This is a genomic window from Massilia sp. IC2-476 (assembly GCF_020707295.1).
Lineage (GTDB): Bacteria > Pseudomonadota > Gammaproteobacteria > Burkholderiales > Burkholderiaceae_D > Telluria.
This window is the reverse complement of sequence record NZ_JAJFER010000013.1, coordinates 58,780-77,086: the sequence shown is the minus strand read 5'-3', so window position 1 is coordinate 77,086 and position 18,307 is coordinate 58,780. Positions and strand designations below refer to the sequence as shown.

Sequence of the window (18,307 nt, the reverse complement as noted above, 5' to 3'; positions counted from 1 at the left end):
AGCCTGATGACCATAGCAAGTCGGTCCCACCCCTTCCCATCCCGAACAGGACCGTGAAACGACTTTGCGCCGATGATAGTGCTGCAACCAGTGTGAAAGTAGGTTATCGTCAGGCTAGTTATATGCAAAGCCCGCTCAGTTAAGTCTGAGCGGGCTTTTTGCTTTGTGGATTGCAAATGCTGTGAGCCGGACTACACTGAATGAGCTGCTTTCTTTCTTGGGGGAGCGCACATGGACATCCGACACACAAGCCTGCTGCGACGCGCGATCGCTGCATTACTGCTGACCTTCGGGCTGGGCGGGTGCGTATATGCACCGCCATATGCCTACGACGCCGGCTACCCGGCGTATGGCTATCCCGCCTATGGCTACCCGACCTACGTCGGGCCTCCCGTCACGCTGGATTTCGGCTTCAGTTTCTATGACCGGCCGCGCCATCACCACGGCCGGCATCACGGATGGTCGCATCATCGCGGCCATCATGGATGGTCCCACCATGGAAGGAGAGGCCGGCACTAGGCTTGCCGAGGCGGCTATACTGCCGGGATCCCATCCCGGAGATTCCACATGCGCCGCCTGCTTTCCCTCATCCTCGTCTGCTCTCCTCTGATCGCCACCGCAGCCACGACGCCCGCCGGCGCCGTGGCCGAGCTGTGGCAGGCGTCCAGCCACGCGCCGGGCGCCGTGGCCGATGTCGAGCGCCTGCAACAGCTGTTCCGCAAGGATGCCATGGTCGTCGGTGGCATCTATCACGAGGGCAAGCCGGTCTTTCATGCCATGAAGGCGTCGGATTTCATTGCCTCACAGCGCGAGCCGCGGCCGCATGGCTTCTACGAGTGTGAAGTGCGGCGCGAGGTGAAGGAATACGACCGCTTCGCGACCGTCTACAGCGTCGTCGAAACACGTCGCGATCCCAAGGCTGCGAAGGCCGACTACACGGGCGTCAACAGCATCCAGCTCTACCGCGAAGAGGACGGCTGGAAGATCGTCTCGCTCTACTATCACGTCGAAAAGCCGGGCAGCCCGATTCCACTCGAGGGCGCCCGGAGCGGTGCTTGTCTTATGGCGAAAGGGTAATTTTCAATATCGCCGGCGACACCGGCAGGGGTGTACTTATACTGCCAGCACACCGACTACCAGACCCTGCAATGAAAGCTTCCGTGCCGACCTCCCTGATCCGGTACACCGTCTGCGCCGGCCTCGTCCTGTCGCAGGCTGCTTTCGCGCAATCGCCGTCGCCGGGCTGCCGGATGGGGGCGCAGGCCACCATTGCGCTGAGCTTTACCGACGACCTGCGCCCTGTTTCGCAGGCATTGATCGGCGGCGCTAGCGTGCCTGTGATGCTAAGCACCGGTTCCGCAGAATCGATCGTGTTCAACAAAAAAGTGCTGGACCGGCTCGGTATCCCCGTGCGCACCACGACGAGCAAGCTCTTCGCCTCCGATGCACGCAACGATACGGGTGTCGATATCGTACGCGACACCATGATTGCCCCGATCAGGGATTTTTCCTTCGGTCTGACAAAGGGCAAGAACGGCGAGTTCTTCGTCGAAGACTTCCTGGACGATACCTACGGCGTGCGGATCGGCGCCGCTACCCTGCTGAAGCAGGACCTGGAAGTGGCTCTCGATGCTGGCTACCTCAAGCTGTTCCAGCCGGACGGGTGCTTCCGCGATCACCTGGCCTACTGGGATCCGCAGGCGGTCGCGGTGATGAGCATGGGCGACCCCTGGAAGCGCGATGCGCGGGTGGTGTTCAACCTGCACATCGGCGGCCAGCGCGTCACAGCCCTGCTGTCCACCTCCACTCCGCAGTCCTACCTGCCCAGGGCGGCCGGGGTGCGGCTGGGCTTGAGCCCGGAGTCCCCCGGTGCCGTGCGTGAAGACCCACTGCCCGGAGACAAGGCAGACAAACCCGTATGGAAAGTGCCGGTGCCGCAGCTGTTCATCGGCAGCCTGGAGGTGAAGGACTTCGACCTGCGCCTGATGGACTTGCCGCAATCGGGCGAGCTCCTGGTGCTCGGCGCCGACTTCCTGCACCGCCACCGCGTCTATATCGCGATGAGCCAGCAGAAGATCTACTTCTCGCCGATCACCGCGCCGCGCGTGATGAAACGCGGGAAAGTCGACGTGATTCCGCAGCCCCTGGACTGAAGCACATCAGCTGCCGCTCATCTGCTGTTCGACGGGCGCCGTTTCCTTCACCTTTTCCTGGCCGCGGCTGATGCTGTCGCCGTCGTTGCGGCGCAGGCGCCAGAACACCACCGAGGACAGCAGCGTCATCGCGGCCAGCGTCGCGAAGCCGTGGTGCAGGGCCTGCGACACAGCCTCCCGGTTGTCCTGGGCCACGGGGCCGAGGAACCAGGCCGTCACGATCGAGCCTGCCGCCAGGCCGAAGCTCATCGACAGCTGCTGGAACGAACTCGACATGGTACTGGCCATGCTCGAATCCTGCGGTTCGATGTCGGCATACGCCAGGGTGTTCATGCTCGAGAACTGCAGCGAATTGAAGAAGCCCTGCGCCAGGCTGATCGCAACGATGAGGTAGAAGGGTGTGCCCGGACCCACCAGGGTGAACAGTGCGATGGTCAGGCCGATGCACACGGTATTGGCGGTCAGGATGTTGCGGTAGCCGAAGCGCGCCAGCAGCCGCGGCGCGAACATCTTCATGCCCATCGCGGCCAGCGCCGACGGCATCATCAAGAGGCCCGACTGCCAGGCCGGCAGCCCCAGCCCCAGCTGGTACAGCAGCGGCAGCAGGAAGGGCAGGCCGCCCACGCCCAGGCGCGTGAGGAAACCGCCGGCCACCGAAATGCGGAAGGTGCGCACCTTGAACAGGGTCAGCCGCAGCAGCGGATGCTTGATGCGCAGCGCGTGCCAGGCATAGCCGCCCAGCAGGGCGACGGACAGCGCCAGCAGCAGGCCGGCCGTGAGGTAGTCGAGGCTGTGCTCGCCGAACACTTCGAGCACCCAGGACAGGATCGCAGTGCCGCTGCTGAACAGGATCAGGCCGACGACGTCGAGCGGGCGCTTCTCTGCGCCATGGTAGTCGGGCATGTGCTTCCACACTAGGTAGAGCGCTGCGAGGCCGACCGGGACGTTGACAAAGAAGATCACGCGCCACGAGGTCCAGTGCACGATCAGCCCGCCCACCGTCGGCCCCAGCAGCGGCCCGATAAGGGCGGGAATGATCACGAAGTTCATCGCGCCCAGCAGCTCGTTCTTGGGGAAGGTGCGCACGATGGCCAGGCGCCCGACCGGCATCATCATGGCCCCGCCCAGGCCCTGCAGCAGGCGCGCCGCCGTCATCATGTGGGCGTTGATGGACAGGCCGCACAGGACCGAGGCGATGGTGAACACCGAGATGGCGATGAAGAAGACGCGCCGGGTGCCGAAGCGGTCCGCCATCCAGCCGCTGAGCGGGATGCCGACGGCCAGGCCGAGGATGTAGCTGGTGACCACCGATTTCAGGCTCAGCGGCGTCACCTGCAGGCTGGCCGCGATGCTCGGAATGGCGGTATTGACGATGGTGGCGTCGAGCTGCTCCATGAACAGGGCAGTCGCGACGAGCCACGGCAGGTAGCGTTTGATGGTGCTGGGGTCAGTCAATCGGGCCTCGTGTTACTGGCAGGCCGGGTGGCCCGCCTCGGCCCGATTTTGACATGGATCGCAGCAGGGGCTCGCCCTGCTGCGCTGAGGAAAGCCTCTTAGAAGCGGTAGGCCGCCTTGGCGACGATCCAGTTGGCGCCCGCGTTCGGGCTCTTGATGCTGGCGTTCGAGTAGTGCTGGAACTTCAGGCTGTAGTCCCACTTGGCGGTGGTGTAGCCGACGCCGATGTGGTCGCCGAACTGGAAGGCGGTCGACAGTTCCTTGTCTTCGTTCTTGTACAGCTTGGAGAACAGGTTGACGCCGACGCCGATCTCGCCGTACAGGCCGAGCTTGCTGTCGCTCTGGTAGCGGAACACCGGGGTGAAGCCGACCACGGCGATGTTCTTCTTGCGGCCCGGGACGTTCTGGTAGGCGCTCAGGCGCCACAGGGCGACGTTGGTTTCCCAATAGCCCGACAGGTGGTAGCCACTGCGCGCGAACCAGCGCTGGTCCCAGTCGTTCTGGACAGCCAGGCGCACCATGCGCTGCTCGGGGTTGGTGCCGAATTCGATCGAGGCCGAGTCGGCCCAGCCGCCGAGGGCTTGGGCATGAGCGGCCTGGGCGCAGAAGGCGGCGACGAGGGCGGCGGCAAGTTTGTTCAGGTTGGACATGATTTTCTTTCTTAGCAAGACAGAAATATTGTGCAGTGCGCTATTGTACTAGCGTGAACAATTCGGCGCTGCCCGCCACCTTGCGCTGCCGCGCAGGTATCATAGACGCCCCGCAGAACGCATCACTTATCTCTCGATCCGCATGACCGAACCGACCAGCACTCCCCTGTATCCGCTTGCCGCGCCGACCCAGCAGCAGGTAGCGCCCACCGTCCTGCCGCACGACCCTGTGGCCGAGCACATCGCCGCACACCTGGGGCGGATCGACACCGTCTTCCACGACACCATCGCCGATCCGGTGCAGGTCGATATCCACGTGGTGCCGGCCAACGAGCGCTATCCCTTCCTGCGCCTGGTGACCTCGGGCATGAGCAGCCGGCCCATGACCGTGCCGGAAGGCGCGCCGCCGTTTGCTGAACTGATGATGGCCTTGCCGGCAGACTGGAAGCTCGACGAACAATCGGTGCAGGACGAGCGCTGGTACTGGCCGGTGGCCCTGCTGCGTCACCTGGCGCACTACCCGCACCAGCACGCCACCTGGCTGGGCCTGGGCCACACGGTGCCGAACGGCAGCCCGGCCAAGCCCTACGCCAAAGGCGTGGAGTTCACCGGCGCCATCCTGCTGCCGCCGGCTTCCGCGCCGGATGCGTTCGCCTCGCTCGAGCGTGACGGCAAGGACATCTATTTCCACTGCGTGGTGCCGCTCTACGAAGCCGAGCTGAACCTGGTCAAGCGCAAGGGCTTCCCGGCCCTGCTCGACGGCTTCAATGACAAGGGCGTGACCGACCTCGTGGTCCCGGGCCGCAAGAACACGGTCAAGAAGTTCCTCGGACTGTTCTGATGACGAGCATCGCCTTCCTCGGCATCGGCCTGATGGGAAGGCGGATGGCCACGCGCCTGGCGCAGGCCGGCTTGACGGTGCGCGCCTGGAACCGCACGTTTGCCAAGGCCGAGGCCTTGCGCGGGACCGGCGCCGAGCCGGTGGCCGAGTTGGCGCAGGCGGTGCAGGGCGCACAGCTGGTGATTTCCATGCTCGAGGCGGGGCCGGTGGTGGGTGAACTCATCGATGCCGCGCTGCCCGCGCTCGATGCGGGCACGCTGTGGATCGACATGAGCTCGACGCGGCAGGACGAAGCGCTGGCCTTCCACGCGCGCCTTGTCGCCGGCGGCTGCCGCTTCATCGACGCGCCGGTGTCGGGCGGCGTCGGCGGAGCCGAGGCCGGGCAGCTGGCGATCATGGCTGGCGGCGCGGCGGCGGATTTTGACCAGGTGGTAAAAATTCTGGAAGTGATGGGCCGCCCGCAACTCGTCGGTCCGGTGGGCAGCGGGCAGGTGGCCAAGCTGTGCAACCAGCTAATCGTCGGCGCCACGCTGAACGTGGTGGCCGAAGCGCTGCTGCTGGCGCAGGCGGCTGGGGCCGACCCGGGCGCGGTGCGTGAAGCCATCCGCGGCGGGTTTGCGGGCAGCCGGATTCTCGAGGTCCATGGGCAGCGCATGCTGGACCGGAATTTCGTGCCGGGCGGGCAGGTGAAGAGCCAGCTGAAGGATTTGCGCAATGTGCTGGCGGCGGCGCAGGGCGCGGGATTGACGCTGCCGGTGACGGAGCTGGTGACGCGGCAATATGAGGCGATCGAAGGGGGATTGCCGACGGCGGATCACTCGGCGGCTTTGCTGGCGCTGGAGCAGATGAATCCTGGAATCCGGCTAGGGAACGCGGCAGATCAGCTTCCGTAGGGTGGGCGGCTCTGCCGCCCACGCGGTGATCGCCGAAATTTCGTATTGCCGCAGCAGTGCCGGCGGACGTTGACCGCGTGGGCGGGAGACCCGCCCACCCTACGTCGGCAAACTCATCTCTACGAGCCGGACCCAATAACTCGCCCCAATCGGCAACAGATTGTCATTGAAGTCATAACTCGTGTTATGCAGCTGGCACGGTCCCAGCCCATGCCCGCCGGCCCGGTGCGCGCCTTCGCCGTTGCCGATGAACACATAGCACCCCGGCTTTTCCTGCAGCATGAAGGCGAAATCCTCCGCGCCCATGGTCGGCTCGACCTGCGTGTCCACGCATTCCGCCCCCACCACCGCGCGCATCGCCTCGATCGCAAACGCGGTCTGCTCCGGATGGTTGATGAGCGGCGGGTAATTGCGCTTGAACGTGAAGTCGACCGAGGCATGGAAGGCCGCCGCCACGCCAGTGGCAATCTCTTCCATGCGGTGCTGGATCAGGTCCAGCACGGCCGTCGAGAAGGTGCGCACGGTGCCCACCAGTTCCGCTTCGTCCGGGATGACGTTGGTAGCGCTGCCGGCGTGGATCTGGGTGATCGACAGCACCGCCGATTCCAGCGGGTTCTTTTCGCGCGAGACGATGGTCTGCCAGGCTTGCGCGATCTGCACCGCCACCATCACCGGATCGATGCCGCGGTGCGGCTGCGCAGCGTGGGCGCCCTTGCCGCGCACGACGACGCGGAACTCGTTACTGGAAGCCATCATCGGCCCCGGCACGACCCCGAAGTGCCCTTCCGGGATGCCGGGCCAGTTGTGCATGCCGTACACGGCGTCCATCGGGAACTGCTCGAACAGGCCATCGTCCATCATGCGGCGCGCGCCGCCGCCGCCTTCCTCGGCCGGCTGGAAGATCAGGTACACGGTGCCGTCGAAGTTGCGGTGCTGCGACAGGTGGTGCGCGGCGCCGAGCAGCATCGCGGTATGGCCGTCATGGCCGCAGGCGTGCATCTTGCCCGGATGGCGCGACGCGTGTGCGAAGCCATTGATCTCTTGCATGGGCAGCGCATCCATGTCAGCGCGCAGGCCGATCGCGCGGGGCGAAGAGCCATTCTTGACGATGCCGACCACGCCGGTCACGCCCAGGCCGCGCACGATCGGGATGCCCCATTCCGTCAGCTTTGCCGCCACCACGTCGGCGGTGCGTTGCTCTTCGTAGCACAGTTCCGGATGCGCATGCAGGTCGCGCCGGATCTCCTGCAACTGCGATTGCTGCGCCAGGATTGGTTCCACGAGTTTCATCGCTCTCTCCCTTTTTTGTCATGCTTGCATTGCACGTTTAGAACCATTGTAGCCTGCCTCAAACAGGCAGTAAAAGAGGAGGGGACGGACCGCGTCAAGATCGTATAAAGTATTGGTTTGACGAAGTATTTCTCTCGATTCCCGCACTCATGACAGTCACACAAGTCCGCGCCGCCTGCCCCCACGATTGCCCCGATACCTGCGCCATCCTCGTCACCGTCGACAATGGCGTGGCCACGGAAGTAAAGGGCGATCCGGAGCATCCGACGACGGCCGGTGTGCTGTGCACCAAGGTGTCGCGCTACGTGGAGCGCACCTACCATCCGGACCGCGTGCTGTATCCGATGCGCCGCGTGGGCCGCAAGGGCGAGGGCAAGTTTGAACGCATTACCTGGGGCGAGGCAATCGACGAGATCGCAGGGCGCCTGGGCCAGATCGCCGCGCGTGACCCGCAGGCCATTCTCCCGTACAGCTATGCCGGCACCATGGGACTGGTCCAGGGCGACTCGATGTCTTTGCGCTTCTTCAACAAGCTCGGCGCCTCGCTGCTCGACCGTACCATCTGCGCCACGGCCGGCGCGACCGGCTACAAGTACACCATCGGCGGCTCGATCGGCACCGACATCGAACAGTTCCAGAACGCGAAGCTGATCCTGATCTGGGGCGGTAATCCGATCGCCTCCAACCTGCACCTGTGGATGCGCGTGCAGGAAGCGAAGCGCCGCGGCGCGAAGCTGATCGCGATCGACCCGTACCGCTCGCTGACGGCCGAGAAGTGCCACCAGCACATTGCCCTGCTGCCCGGTACGGACGCCGCGCTGGCGCTGGGCATGATGCACGTGCTGATCAAGGAAGACCTGATCGACCACGACTACGTCGAGAAGTACACGCTCGGCTACGCAGAACTGAAACAGCGCGCGCTGGAATGGACGCCCGAGCGCACCGCGGAAACCTGCGGCATCACGGCCGAGGAAGTCGTCGAACTGGCACGCATCTACGGCCAGACCGCAAGGGGCGGCGAAGGCGCCGCGATCCGCATGAACTACGGCCTGCAGCGCGTGCGCGGCGGCGGCATGGCGGTGCGCAATATCGCCTGCCTGCCGGCGCTCGTCGGCGCCTGGCGCCACGCCGCCGGTGGCGTGCAGCTGTCGACCTCCGGTTCCTTCCCGGCCAACCGCCCGGTCCTGCAGCGCCCGGACCTGTTGAACGGCCGCATGCCGCGCACCATCAACATGACCACCATCGGCGACGACCTGCTCAAGGAGTCCTCGCCTGAATTCGGCCCGAAGATCGAAGCCGTCATCGTCTACAACGCCAACCCGCTGGCGATCGCCCCTGATTCAGCGAAGGTGCAGAAGGGCTTCGAACGCGAAGACCTGTTCACCGTGGTGCTGGAACACTTCCAGACCGACAGTGCCGACTATGCCGACATCCTGCTGCCGGCCACCACCCAGCTCGAACACGTCGATGCGCACCTGGCCTACGGTCACCTGTACATGATGGCCAACAACGCCGCGATCGAAGCGATCGGCGAAGCCAAGCCGAACACCGAGTTCTTCCGCCTGCTGGCCGCGCGCATGGGCTTCGACGACCCGTGCTTCCGCGAGACCGACGACGAACTGGCGGCCCAGGCCTTTGATAAACGCCACGAGCGCGCGGTGCACTTCGACTGGGACTCCCTGAAGAAGAAGGGCTGGCAGAAACTGAACATGCCGGACGCGCCCTTTGCCGAAGGCGGCTTCCCGACCCCGTCGGGCAAGTGCGAATTTTATTCGAGCAGCATGGCGGCCGACGGGCTCGATCCCGTCCCGGCCTATATCCCGCCGTATGAATCGCCCGCTTCCAACCCGGAGCTGGCGCGGAAGTACCCGCTGGCGATGATCTCGCCTCCGGCAAGGAACTTCCTCAACTCAACCTTTGTCAATGTACAGAGCTTGCGTGCAACCGAGGGCGAGCCGCACCTCGACATCCACCCGAACGACGCCGCCCGCCGCGGCATTGCGCACGGTGACATGGCACGCATTTATAACGACCGCGGCTCATTCGTTGCCCGTGCACGCGTTACCGACAAGGCGCGCGAAGGGCTGGTGGTGGGCTTGTCGATCTGGTGGAAGAAACTCTCCAGTGACGGCAAGAACGCCAACGAAGTGACCAGCCAGCGATTGACCGACATGGGCAGGGCGCCTACTTTCTACGACACCCTGGTGCAGGTTGAAAAACTTGCCCCCGCAACGCGAGATGAAACCCTCTAGATTTTCCACGGCCTTCCGGCCCCTAATGGCCGCGGCAGCCGCGGCCCTGATGTTGTCAAGCTGCTCATCCCTTTCCTACTACTCCCAGGCCGCCCAAGGCCAGCTCGAACTGCTGACGGATTCCCGTCCGATCGATGACTGGCTGGCCGATCCCGCGACGAAACCGACCCTGCGCCACCGCCTGGAGGCGGCGCGCCAGATCCGCCGCTACGCGATCCAGGAGCTAAAACTCCCGGACAACGGCAGCTACACCAATTTCACCAACCTCAAGCGCCCCTACGTGCTGTGGAACGTGGTCGCCACGCCCGAGCTGTCGCTGAAGCCCATGCAGTGGTGCTTCCCGGTGGCCGGCTGCGTGAACTACCGCGGCTACTACAGCAAGGACGAGGCCCAGGCCTATGCCAGGCAGTTGCGTGCCGAGGGCCATGATGTCGAAGTGGGCGGCGTCAGCGCCTACTCGACCCTGGGCTGGTTCAGCGATCCCCTGATCTCGACCTTCATCAACTATCCGGATGCGGAGCTGGCGCGCCTGATCTTCCACGAACTGGCGCACCAGGTGGTGTACGTGCCGGGCGACTCCAAGTTCAACGAATCCTTCGCCAGCGCGGTCGAGCAGGCCGGTGTCGAAGGCTGGCTGGAGCGTTTCGGCAACCCGGCGATGCGCGAAGCCTTCGATCGCTACAGCGCGCGCAAGAAGGATTTCATGGCGCTGCTGGTGCGCTACCGCGGCGAGCTGGAGAAGCTCTACGCGAGCGCCGCCAGCCGCGAAGAGAAGCGCGCTACCAAGACGCGGCTGTTCATGGCGCTGAAGGACGACTACCAGGTGCTGAAGGCGAACTGGGGCGGCTATGCGGGCTACGACCGCTTCTTTGCCGAGCCGCTCTCGAACGCCCACCTGGCCTCGATCGCCACCTATAACGACTTCGTCCCGGCCTTCCGCGCCCTGCTGGACAAGGAGCGCACCTGGCCTGCGTTCTACAAGTCGGTCAACCGGATCGCCAAGCTCGACAAGGCGGACCGGCACCGGGTGCTGAAGAAGCTCGCGGCGCCAGCCCCGACCGCGCCGCTGGTGGTGCAGCGCACCATGGGTGAGGTGGCGGGATTGAGTAAATAGGCTTGGGTAGAGGACACGTTCCAATCGACTTAAAAGAACTTGCGCGCATTGCCGCTGCCCGATAGCATCACCATCAGGCGATAGCAAAGGCGCAAGCTTCGCGCGCCCCCACAACGATAAATTCGAGACAAAAAGGGCATCCGATGGACAAACTCTGGCTGAAGTCGTACCCCCCGAACGTTCCAAGCGAGATCAATCCCGATCAGTACGGGTCGCTCGTGCACATGCTGGAAGAATCGTTCAGCAAGTACGCCGACCGCAATGCGTACGTTTGTATGGACAAGTTCCTGACTTACGGCGAACTGGATGCCTACTCGAAGAAGCTGGCGGCCTGGCTGCAGAGCCGCGGCATGGAGCGCGGCGCGCGCGTGGCCATCATGATGCCGAACGTGCTGCAGTACCCGATCGCGATCGCGGCCGTGCTGCGCGCCGGGTACACCGTGGTCAACGTCAACCCGCTGTACACGCCGCGCGAGCTCGAGCACCAGATCAAGGACTCGGGCAGCGAAGCGATCATCGTGCTCGAGAACTTCGCGCACACCGTGCAGCAGGTGATGGGCAAGACCCCGCTCAAGCACGTGGTGGTGGCGAGCATGGGCGAGATGCTGGGCGGCGCCAAGGGCATGCTGGTCAATTTCGTGGTCCGCAGTATCAAGAAGATGGTGCCGGAGTTCTCGCTGCCGAACATGGTGCGCTTCAAGGAAGCCCTGTCGCAGGGCGCGAAGATGCCCTTCTCCAAGGTCGAGCTGAAGTCCTCGGATGTCGCCTTCCTGCAGTACACCGGCGGCACCACCGGCGTGTCGAAAGGCGCCACGCTCACGCACCGCAACGTGATCGCCAACGTGCTGCAGACCGAAGCCTGGTCGGCGCCGGCGATGGGGCAGTCGAACGAGCAGACCGTGATCGTCTGCGCGCTGCCGCTGTACCACATCTTCGCGCTGACGGCCTGCGCGATGTGGGGCATGCGCACCGGCGCCCTGAACATCCTGATCGTGAACCCGCGCGACATCCCGGGCTTCATCAAGGAGCTGGGCAAGTACAAGATCAACATGCTGCCGGCGGTGAACACGCTGTACAACGCGCTGGTCAACCACCCGGACATCGGCACCGTGGACTTCTCGGGCCTGAAGGTCTCGAACGGCGGCGGCATGGCGGTGCAGAAGGCCGTCAACGACAAGTGGAAGCAGATCACCGGCACCGCGATCATCGAAGGCTACGGCCTGTCGGAGACTGCGCCGGTCGCCACCTGCAACCGCGCCGACGTGAAGGAATTCACCGGCACCATCGGCCTGCCGATCCCGTCCACCGACATCGCGATCCTGGACGACGAAGGCAAGCCGATGGGCATCGGCCAGATCGGCGAGATCGCGATCCGCGGTCCGCAGGTGATGGCCGGCTACTGGAACCGCCCGGAAGAAACCGCCAAGGTCATGACCCCGGACGGCTTCTTCAAGTCGGGCGACGTCGGCGTCATGGACGCGGACGGCTACGTGAAGATCGTCGACCGCAAGAAGGACATGATCCTGGTCTCGGGCTTCAACGTCTACCCGAACGAACTGGAAGGCGTGATCGCCGGCCACCCGGGCGTGCTGGAATGCGCCGTGATCGGGGTGCCGGACGAGCATTCCGGCGAAGCGGTGAAGGTGTTCGTGGTGCGCAAGGACCCGAGCCTCTCCGCCGAGCAGCTGATGGACTACTGCAAGCAGCAGTTCACCGGCTACAAGAAACCGAAGTACATCGAGTTCCGCGACGAGCTGCCGAAGACCAACGTCGGCAAGATCCTGCGCCGCGCATTGCGGGACGAGAAGCAGGCGGAAAAAACCACCGCCTGACCACAGCATGACGGCCGGCGCCGTATGCCGGCCCGCGAAAAGCCGCCCTGTCCCGGGCGGCTTCGCGTTTTTTATGGACACAGCAAGAACACGGAAGGTGAGGCACGGATGGACAAGTTTTGGCTCAAGTCGTATGAGGAAGGCGTACCTGCGGAGATCGACCCGACGCAGTACCGCTCCCTGACGCATCTGCTGGAGGAGGCGTTCCGCAAGTATGCCGACCGCAAGGCCTACGCGTGCATGGGCAAGACCCTGACTTTCGCCGAGCTGGACCGCCTGTCCGGCCGCATGGCGGCCTGGCTCCAGGCCAAGGGCCTGCAACCGGGCGCACGCGTGGCCATCATGCTGCCGAACGTGCTGCAGTACCCGGTGGCGATGGCCGCCGTGCTGCGGGCCGGCTACGTGATCGTCAACGTCAACCCGCTCTACACCCCGCGCGAGCTGCAGCACCAGCTGACCGATTCGGGCGCGGAAGCCATCGTGGTGCTGGAGAACTTCGCGCACACGCTGGAACAGGTGATCGACAAGACCCAGGTCAAGCACGTGGTGGTGGCGACCATGGGCGACCTGCTGGGCGGCGTCAAGGGCATGCTGGTCAACCTGGTGGTACGCAAGGTCAAGAAGATGGTGCCGGCCTTCTCCCTGCCGGGATCGATCGGCTTCAAGCGCATGCTGGCGGACGCCTCGGGCGCTACCCTGCGTCCCGTCGCCATCGGCCATGACGACATCGCCTTCCTGCAGTACACCGGCGGCACCACGGGCGTGTCGAAAGGCGCGGTGCTGCTGCACAAGCACGTGATCGCCAACGTGCTGCAGAACGAAGCCTGGTTCGCGCCGACCCTCAGCAAGATCAAGGCAGGCGAGCAGCCGCAGTTCGTGTGCGCGCTGCCGCTGTACCACATCTATGCGCTGACCGTGTGCGCGCTGCTCGGCCTGCGCGTGGGCGGCATGAACCTCCTGATCCCGAACCCGCGCGATATCGCCGGCTTCATCAAGGAGCTGGGCGACTACCGCATCAACATCTTCCCGGCCGTGAACACCCTGTACAACGGCCTGGTGAACAACCCCGACTTCGCCAAGCTCGATTTCTCGGGCCTGCTGGTGTGCCCGGGCGGCGGCATGGCGGTGCAGAAGGCGGTGGCCGACAAGTGGCTGCAAATTACCGGCACCCCGATCGTGGAAGGCTACGGCCTGTCCGAGACCTCGCCGGTGGTCACCGCCAACCGCTGCGACATTACCGACTTCACCGGCACCATCGGCCTGCCGCTGCCCTCGACCGAGATCCGCATCCTGGACGAAGCGGGCAACGCGGTCCCGTTCGGCACCGCCGGCGAGATCGCCGTGCGCGGCCCGCAGGTGATGGCCGGCTACTGGCAGCGTGACGACGAAACCGCCAAGGTCATGACGCCGGACGGCTTCTTCAAGACCGGCGACGTCGGCATCATGAACGAAGAGGGCTATACCCGCATCGTCGACCGCAAGAAGGACATGATCCTGGTGTCGGGCTTCAACGTGTATCCGAACGAGATCGAAGGCGTGGTCGCGGCTCTGCCGGGCGTGCTGGAAGTGGCCTGCGTCGGCGTGCCGGACCAGCACTCGGGCGAAGCGGTCAAGCTCTACATCGTCAGGAAGGATCCGGCGCTCACCAGCGAGCAGGTGATGGCCTTCTGCAAGGAGCAGCTCACCGGCTACAAGCGGCCGAAGTTCGTGGAATTCCGCGAGACGCTGCCGAAGACGAATGTGGGCAAGATCCTGCGCCGCGAGCTGCGCGACGAAAAACAGTCGGCCTGAGGCCTCAGGCCAGGCGCTCGGCGCCTGCCACCCCATCGGCCACGCGGAACGCAGCCAGTTCCGCGATGGCCGATTTTGCATTCTGCACGTCGTGCAGGCCCAGGAAGTGCGTCACGGTCTCCTTCGGCGTCACGTCCAGCAGCATGTAGCCGCGCCTGTCGCTGCGCCCGTACAGCATGTGCGGGTTCTTGGCCACGTGTTCCTCGGTGCGGGCCTGCGGGCGCGAGCTCGAGGTCACGGAGGTGCCCACGAATTCCGTTGCCACCACCGGGTTCTGCTTCGACACCGGCTTCGAGAAATCCGGCCGCAGCGCGGTCGCATAGAAGGTGTGCACGTCGCCGCCCAGCACCAGCGGGTTGTGGGCGCCATGCTTCACCAGTGTGTCCAGCAGGCGCCGGCGCGCCGCCGGATAGCCGTCCCAGCCATCGGTCCAGAAGCGTCCGTCCTCGGGTTTGACGATGGGCACGCTGCTCGACTGCGCCATCAGGGTCTGCTGCGCAAGGATGTTCCACTTTGCGCGCGAAGTCGCGAGCCCGGATTCCAGCCAGGCTTCCTGTTCCGTTCCCAGCATGCTGCGGCGTGGATCGCGCAACGCTTCGCAGGCGCGCGCGAACACGGCGTTCGAGCCGCCGCGGGTGCCCGATTTGGGGCAGGCCTGGGGCGAGCGGTACTGGCGGTCGTCCAGCACGTGGAAGCGCGCGAGGCGTCCCCAGTCGTAGCGCTGGAACATTTCGACAGAAGTGAAACCGTCGCGCGCCACTTTCGGCAGGCGCAGCGGCATGTGCTCGTAGAAGGCCTGGTAGGCGGCGGCGCGGCGCGCAGCGAAATCCTGCGCCAGCCGTTCGTCGCGCAGGCCGCCGTAGTCGTTGGCCACCTCGTGGTCGTCCCAGGTCACGATCCAGGGCGCGGCATGATGCGCGGCCTGCAGGTCCGGGTCGCTCTTGTACTGCGCGTAGCGCCGGCGGTAGTCTGCCAGCGTGAAGGATTCGTCGGTACGCACCACGCGCGACGGGTGGCGCAGCTGGTAGGGACCCCATTCGTAGATGTAGTCGCCCAGGAAGGCGACCAGGTCCGGGCTGCTTGCTGCGATGTGGCGGTGCGCGGCGTAGCTGCCGAATTCCCAGTGCTGGCACGAGGCCACCGCCAGCTTCAGGCGGCCCGGCATGTCCTCGCGCGCGGGCGCGGTACGGGTGCGGCCGACCGGGCTGACGGCGTCGCCCAGCATGAAGCGGTACCAGTACCAGCGGCCGGGCGCCAGTCCCTTCACGTCCACGTGGACGCTGTGGGCGAGTTCCGGCGCGGCCACCGCCGTGCCCTTTGCCGCGATGTGGCGAAAGGCCTCGTCGCGGGCGACTTCCCAGCGCACTGTCATGGCGACCGGTGGCGTGCTCTGCTCTTTCAGCGGATCGCTCAGGATGCGCGTCCACAGGATGACGGAGTCCGGCAGCGGCGAGCCGGAGGCGACGCCGAGACTGAACGGGTAGGGACCCTTGGTGGAGGAAGCGCAGGCGCTCAGGCTGGTGCCTGCGAGCGCGGCAGACAGACGCGCCGCATCGAGCAGGAACAGCCGGCGCGAGCTCATCCTTACTGGTGCGAGATCAGCGAGTCGAGCGGCGGCAGCTGGCGCGGCTTGCGGTCCGGACCCGTGGCGACATAGGTCAGGGTCGCCTCGGTCACCTTCACGACGTCGGCCTGCAGGCGGTTGCGTTCGGCATAGACTTCGACACACACGGTGATCGAGGTATTGCCGACGCGGACGATGTCGGCATAAAAGGACAGCAGGTCGCCCACGAACACCGGCTGCTTGAACAGGAAGGAGTTCACGGCGATGGTCGCCACGCGGCCGTTGGCGCGGCGGGTGGCCGGCAGCGAGCCGGCGACGTCGACCTGTGCCATGATCCAGCCGCCGAACACGTCGCCGTACACGTTGGCATCGGACGGCGCGGGCATCACGCGCAGTTCCGGCATCTTGCCCTGGGGCAGGCGGGTCGACGTGGTGTTAGGGGTGGCGGGGGCGTTTTGTGGCGTGGTCATCTTGTTTTCTCGGTAAAAGCTACAATCGTCCCGAATTGAACCATAAATCCCCCAGCCCTGCCATGCGACGTACTCCCGCTTCAAGTGTTCCCCTGCCTCCCGATGCGAAAGGCGTGCCGCGCAACGACTGGGCCACCCTGCGTACCCTGTTCCCTTACCTGTGGGTCTACAAGTGGCGCGTGCTGGCCGCGCTCGGCGCACTGATTGGCGCCAAGATGGCCAACGTCGGCGTGCCGCTGGTGCTCAAGCGGCTGATCGACCAGCTCGCCATCGACCCGAAAGACCCGCACGCGCTGCTGGTGCTGCCGCTGGGCGCGCTCGTCGCCTACGGCCTGCTGCGCCTGTCCACCACCGTGTTTACCGAGCTGCGCGAATTCCTGTTCGCACGCGTGACACAGCGTGCCGTGCGGACCATTGCGCTGAAAGTCTTCCGCCACCTGCACGCGCTGTCTCTGCGCTTCCACCTGAACCGGCAAACAGGCGGCATGACGCGCGACATCGAGCGCGGCACGCGCGGCGTGAATTCGCTGATCTCGTATTCGCTCTTCAACGTGCTGCCGACCCTGGTCGAGATCACGCTGGTGCTCGGCTACCTGGTGCTCAACTACGACATCTGGTTCACCATCATCACCGGCGTGGCGCTGGCCAGCTACATCGCTTTCACCGTGATCGTGACCGAATGGCGCACCCACTTCCGGCGCACCATGAACGAGCTGGACTCGAAGGCCAATACCAAGGCCATCGATTCGCTGCTCAACTACGAAACGGTGAAGTACTTCGGCAACGAAGAGTACGAAGCGAAGCGCTACGACCAGGGCCTGCAGAGCTATGAGAACGCGGCGGTGCGTTCGCAGACCTCGCTGTCGTTCCTGAACACCGGCCAGTCCCTGATCATCGCCACCGCCGTCACGCTGATCCTGTGGCGCGCCACCGAAGGCGTGATCGCCGGGACCATGACCCTGGGCGACCTGGTGCTGGTGAACTCCTTCATGATCCAGCTGTACATCCCGCTCAACTTCCTGGGCGTGATCTACCGCGAGATCAAGCAGAGCCTGGCCGACATGGAGCGCCTGTTCTCGCTGCTCGACCAGAACCGCGAAGTGGCCGATTCCAAGGGCGCCCAGCCTCTGGTCACGCGCGGCGCACAGGTCGAGTTCTCGCACGTGGAATTCAGCTACGAAGCCAAGCGTCAGATCCTGTTCGACGTCGATTTTGCCATCCCGGCCGGCACCACGACCGCGGTGGTGGGACACAGCGGTTCGGGCAAGTCGACCCTGTCGCGCCTGCTGTTCCGCTTTTACGACGTGAATGGGGGCGCGATCCGCATCGATGGCCAGGACCTGCGCGACATCACCCAGGCCTCATTGCGCGCAGCAATCGGCATCGTGCCGCAGGATACGGTGCTGTTCAATGACACCATCGAGTACAACATCGCGTATGGACGTCCTGGCGCTTCGCATGAAGACATCGTGGCGGCGGCGCGGGCGGCCTCGATCCACGACTTCATCGAGAGTCTGCCGGATGGCTACCAGACCATGGTGGGCGAGCGCGGCTTGAAGCTGTCGGGCGGCGAGAAACAGCGCGTGGCGATCGCGCGCACGCTGCTGAAGAACCCGGCGATCCTGATCTTTGACGAGGCGACGTCGGCGCTGGATTCGAAGTCGGAGCAGGCGATCCAGGCACAACTGAAGGAAATCGCGAAGGACCGCACCACCCTGGTGATCGCGCACCGCCTGTCGACCATCGCGGATGCGCAGCAGATCATCGTGCTGGATCACGGCCGCATCGTTGAACGCGGCACGCACCAGTCCCTGCTCGCTGCGCGCGGGCTGTATCAGCAGATGTGGGAACGGCAGCTGGCGCGGCCGGATGAGGAGCTGGCGTCGCCGCCGCTGGAGATTGCGAAGTAGGAATGCGTCTGCCACTTGACCGCGTGGGCGGGAAACCCGCCCACCCTACAAAAAGCGGTTTGCCGTAGGGTGGGCAGGTTTCCTGCCCACGC

Annotated in this window: 15 protein-coding genes and 1 rRNA gene; 11 read left to right on the top strand and 5 right to left on the bottom strand. The window is 64.9% G+C overall.

Going from position 1 to position 18,307, the window contains the following annotated elements; translation table 11 throughout:
* Positions 1–2: 2 nt before the first annotated feature.
* The 4 genes from rrf (at position 3) to LK539_RS23560 (ending at position 2,153) form a co-directional block, all read left to right on the top strand.
* Positions 3–115 (top strand): 5S ribosomal RNA (rrf, locus tag LK539_RS23575).
* Positions 116–231: 116 nt separating this feature from the next.
* Positions 232–519: a hypothetical protein gene (locus LK539_RS23570; RefSeq protein WP_227803509.1), complete on the top strand. Its 288-nt coding sequence runs from the start codon at positions 232–234 to the stop codon at positions 517–519.
* 48 nt (positions 520–567) lie between these two features.
* Positions 568–1,077, top strand: a complete 510-nt coding sequence (locus tag LK539_RS23565) for a nuclear transport factor 2 family protein (RefSeq protein ID WP_227803508.1) — start codon at positions 568–570, stop codon at positions 1,075–1,077.
* 71 nt (positions 1,078–1,148) lie between these two features.
* Positions 1,149–2,153: a retropepsin-like domain-containing protein gene (locus LK539_RS23560; RefSeq protein ID WP_227803507.1), complete on the top strand. Its 1,005-nt coding sequence runs from the start codon at positions 1,149–1,151 to the stop codon at positions 2,151–2,153.
* A 6-nt stretch (positions 2,154–2,159) separates the two neighbouring features.
* Here the strand turns inward: LK539_RS23560 and LK539_RS23555 are convergent, their stop codons facing one another.
* On the bottom strand, positions 2,160–3,608 hold the full coding sequence (locus LK539_RS23555) for a DHA2 family efflux MFS transporter permease subunit (protein ID WP_227803506.1): 1,449 nt from the start codon (positions 3,606–3,608) through the stop codon (positions 2,160–2,162).
* A 98-nt stretch (positions 3,609–3,706) separates the two neighbouring features.
* Positions 3,707–4,258, bottom strand: coding sequence for an acyloxyacyl hydrolase (locus tag LK539_RS23550; RefSeq protein ID WP_227803505.1), 552 nt, complete (start codon positions 4,256–4,258; stop codon positions 3,707–3,709).
* A 142-nt stretch (positions 4,259–4,400) separates the two neighbouring features.
* On the opposite strand from LK539_RS23550, the gene LK539_RS23545 reads away from it, so the two are divergent.
* Together LK539_RS23545 and LK539_RS23540 are read left to right on the top strand one after the other, a co-directional pair.
* Positions 4,401–5,099: a suppressor of fused domain protein gene (locus LK539_RS23545; protein ID WP_227803504.1), complete on the top strand. Its 699-nt coding sequence runs from the start codon at positions 4,401–4,403 to the stop codon at positions 5,097–5,099.
* Positions 5,099–5,992, top strand: coding sequence for an NAD(P)-dependent oxidoreductase (locus LK539_RS23540; protein ID WP_227803503.1), 894 nt, complete (start codon positions 5,099–5,101; stop codon positions 5,990–5,992). Before LK539_RS23545 ends, LK539_RS23540 begins: the two co-directional genes overlap by 1 nt.
* Before the next feature lie 99 nt (positions 5,993–6,091).
* On the opposite strand, the gene LK539_RS23535 is transcribed toward LK539_RS23540, so the two are convergent.
* Entirely contained in the window at positions 6,092–7,282 is a 1,191-nt protein-coding gene (locus tag LK539_RS23535) for a M20 aminoacylase family protein (RefSeq protein WP_227803502.1), read from the bottom strand.
* Positions 7,283–7,431: 149 nt separating this feature from the next.
* Between LK539_RS23535 and LK539_RS23530 the strand changes: the two genes are divergently transcribed.
* The 4 genes from LK539_RS23530 to LK539_RS23515 all read left to right on the top strand — a co-directional run bounded on the left by LK539_RS23530 (position 7,432) and on the right by LK539_RS23515 (position 14,271).
* Complete coding sequence (locus LK539_RS23530; RefSeq protein WP_227803501.1) at positions 7,432–9,534, top strand: molybdopterin-dependent oxidoreductase; 2,103 nt, start codon at positions 7,432–7,434, stop codon at positions 9,532–9,534.
* A 25-nt stretch (positions 9,535–9,559) separates the two neighbouring features.
* Entirely contained in the window at positions 9,560–10,648 is a 1,089-nt protein-coding gene (locus LK539_RS23525; protein WP_227803511.1) for an aminopeptidase, read from the top strand.
* A gap of 143 nt (positions 10,649–10,791) precedes the next feature.
* Positions 10,792–12,480: a long-chain-fatty-acid--CoA ligase gene (locus LK539_RS23520; RefSeq protein WP_227803500.1), complete on the top strand. Its 1,689-nt coding sequence runs from the start codon at positions 10,792–10,794 to the stop codon at positions 12,478–12,480.
* A gap of 108 nt (positions 12,481–12,588) precedes the next feature.
* On the top strand, positions 12,589–14,271 hold the full coding sequence (locus LK539_RS23515; RefSeq protein ID WP_227803499.1) for a long-chain-fatty-acid--CoA ligase: 1,683 nt from the start codon (positions 12,589–12,591) through the stop codon (positions 14,269–14,271).
* Between the two features lie 4 nt (positions 14,272–14,275).
* On the opposite strand, the gene LK539_RS23510 is transcribed toward LK539_RS23515, so the two are convergent.
* Complete coding sequence (locus tag LK539_RS23510; protein WP_227803498.1) at positions 14,276–15,853, bottom strand: alkaline phosphatase; 1,578 nt, start codon at positions 15,851–15,853, stop codon at positions 14,276–14,278.
* 2 nt (positions 15,854–15,855) lie between these two features.
* Positions 15,856–16,305 (bottom strand): acyl-CoA thioesterase, encoded by a 450-nt coding sequence (locus tag LK539_RS23505; protein ID WP_227803497.1) that lies wholly within the window; start codon positions 16,303–16,305, stop codon positions 15,856–15,858.
* 62 nt (positions 16,306–16,367) lie between these two features.
* Between LK539_RS23505 and LK539_RS23500 the strand changes: the two genes are divergently transcribed.
* On the top strand, positions 16,368–18,215 hold the full coding sequence (locus LK539_RS23500) for an ABC transporter ATP-binding protein/permease (RefSeq protein WP_227803496.1): 1,848 nt from the start codon (positions 16,368–16,370) through the stop codon (positions 18,213–18,215).
* The last annotated feature ends 92 nt before the right edge of the window (positions 18,216–18,307 follow it).

What these genes read in the sequence shown, in the direction of transcription:
- LK539_RS23565 (WP_227803508.1), top strand. Translation starts at nt 568, where the DNA reads ATGCGCCGCCTGCTTTCCCTCATCCTCGTCTGCTCTCCTCTGATCGCC.
- LK539_RS23530 (WP_227803501.1), top strand. Translation starts at nt 7,432, where the DNA reads ATGACAGTCACACAAGTCCGCGCCGCCTGCCCCCACGATTGCCCCGAT.
- LK539_RS23550 (WP_227803505.1), bottom strand. Translation starts at nt 4,258, where the DNA reads ATGTCCAACCTGAACAAACTTGCCGCCGCCCTCGTCGCCGCCTTCTGC.
- LK539_RS23500 (WP_227803496.1), top strand. Translation starts at nt 16,368, where the DNA reads ATGCGACGTACTCCCGCTTCAAGTGTTCCCCTGCCTCCCGATGCGAAA.
- LK539_RS23540 (WP_227803503.1), top strand. Translation starts at nt 5,099, where the DNA reads ATGACGAGCATCGCCTTCCTCGGCATCGGCCTGATGGGAAGGCGGATG.
- LK539_RS23515 (WP_227803499.1), top strand. Translation starts at nt 12,589, where the DNA reads ATGGACAAGTTTTGGCTCAAGTCGTATGAGGAAGGCGTACCTGCGGAG.
- LK539_RS23520 (WP_227803500.1), top strand. Translation starts at nt 10,792, where the DNA reads ATGGACAAACTCTGGCTGAAGTCGTACCCCCCGAACGTTCCAAGCGAG.
- LK539_RS23535 (WP_227803502.1), bottom strand. Translation starts at nt 7,282, where the DNA reads ATGAAACTCGTGGAACCAATCCTGGCGCAGCAATCGCAGTTGCAGGAG.
- LK539_RS23510 (WP_227803498.1), bottom strand. Translation starts at nt 15,853, where the DNA reads ATGAGCTCGCGCCGGCTGTTCCTGCTCGATGCGGCGCGTCTGTCTGCC.
- LK539_RS23560 (WP_227803507.1), top strand. Translation starts at nt 1,149, where the DNA reads ATGAAAGCTTCCGTGCCGACCTCCCTGATCCGGTACACCGTCTGCGCC.
- LK539_RS23505 (WP_227803497.1), bottom strand. Translation starts at nt 16,305, where the DNA reads ATGACCACGCCACAAAACGCCCCCGCCACCCCTAACACCACGTCGACC.
- LK539_RS23570 (WP_227803509.1), top strand. Translation starts at nt 232, where the DNA reads ATGGACATCCGACACACAAGCCTGCTGCGACGCGCGATCGCTGCATTA.
- LK539_RS23545 (WP_227803504.1), top strand. Translation starts at nt 4,401, where the DNA reads ATGACCGAACCGACCAGCACTCCCCTGTATCCGCTTGCCGCGCCGACC.
- LK539_RS23525 (WP_227803511.1), top strand. Translation starts at nt 9,560, where the DNA reads ATGGCCGCGGCAGCCGCGGCCCTGATGTTGTCAAGCTGCTCATCCCTT.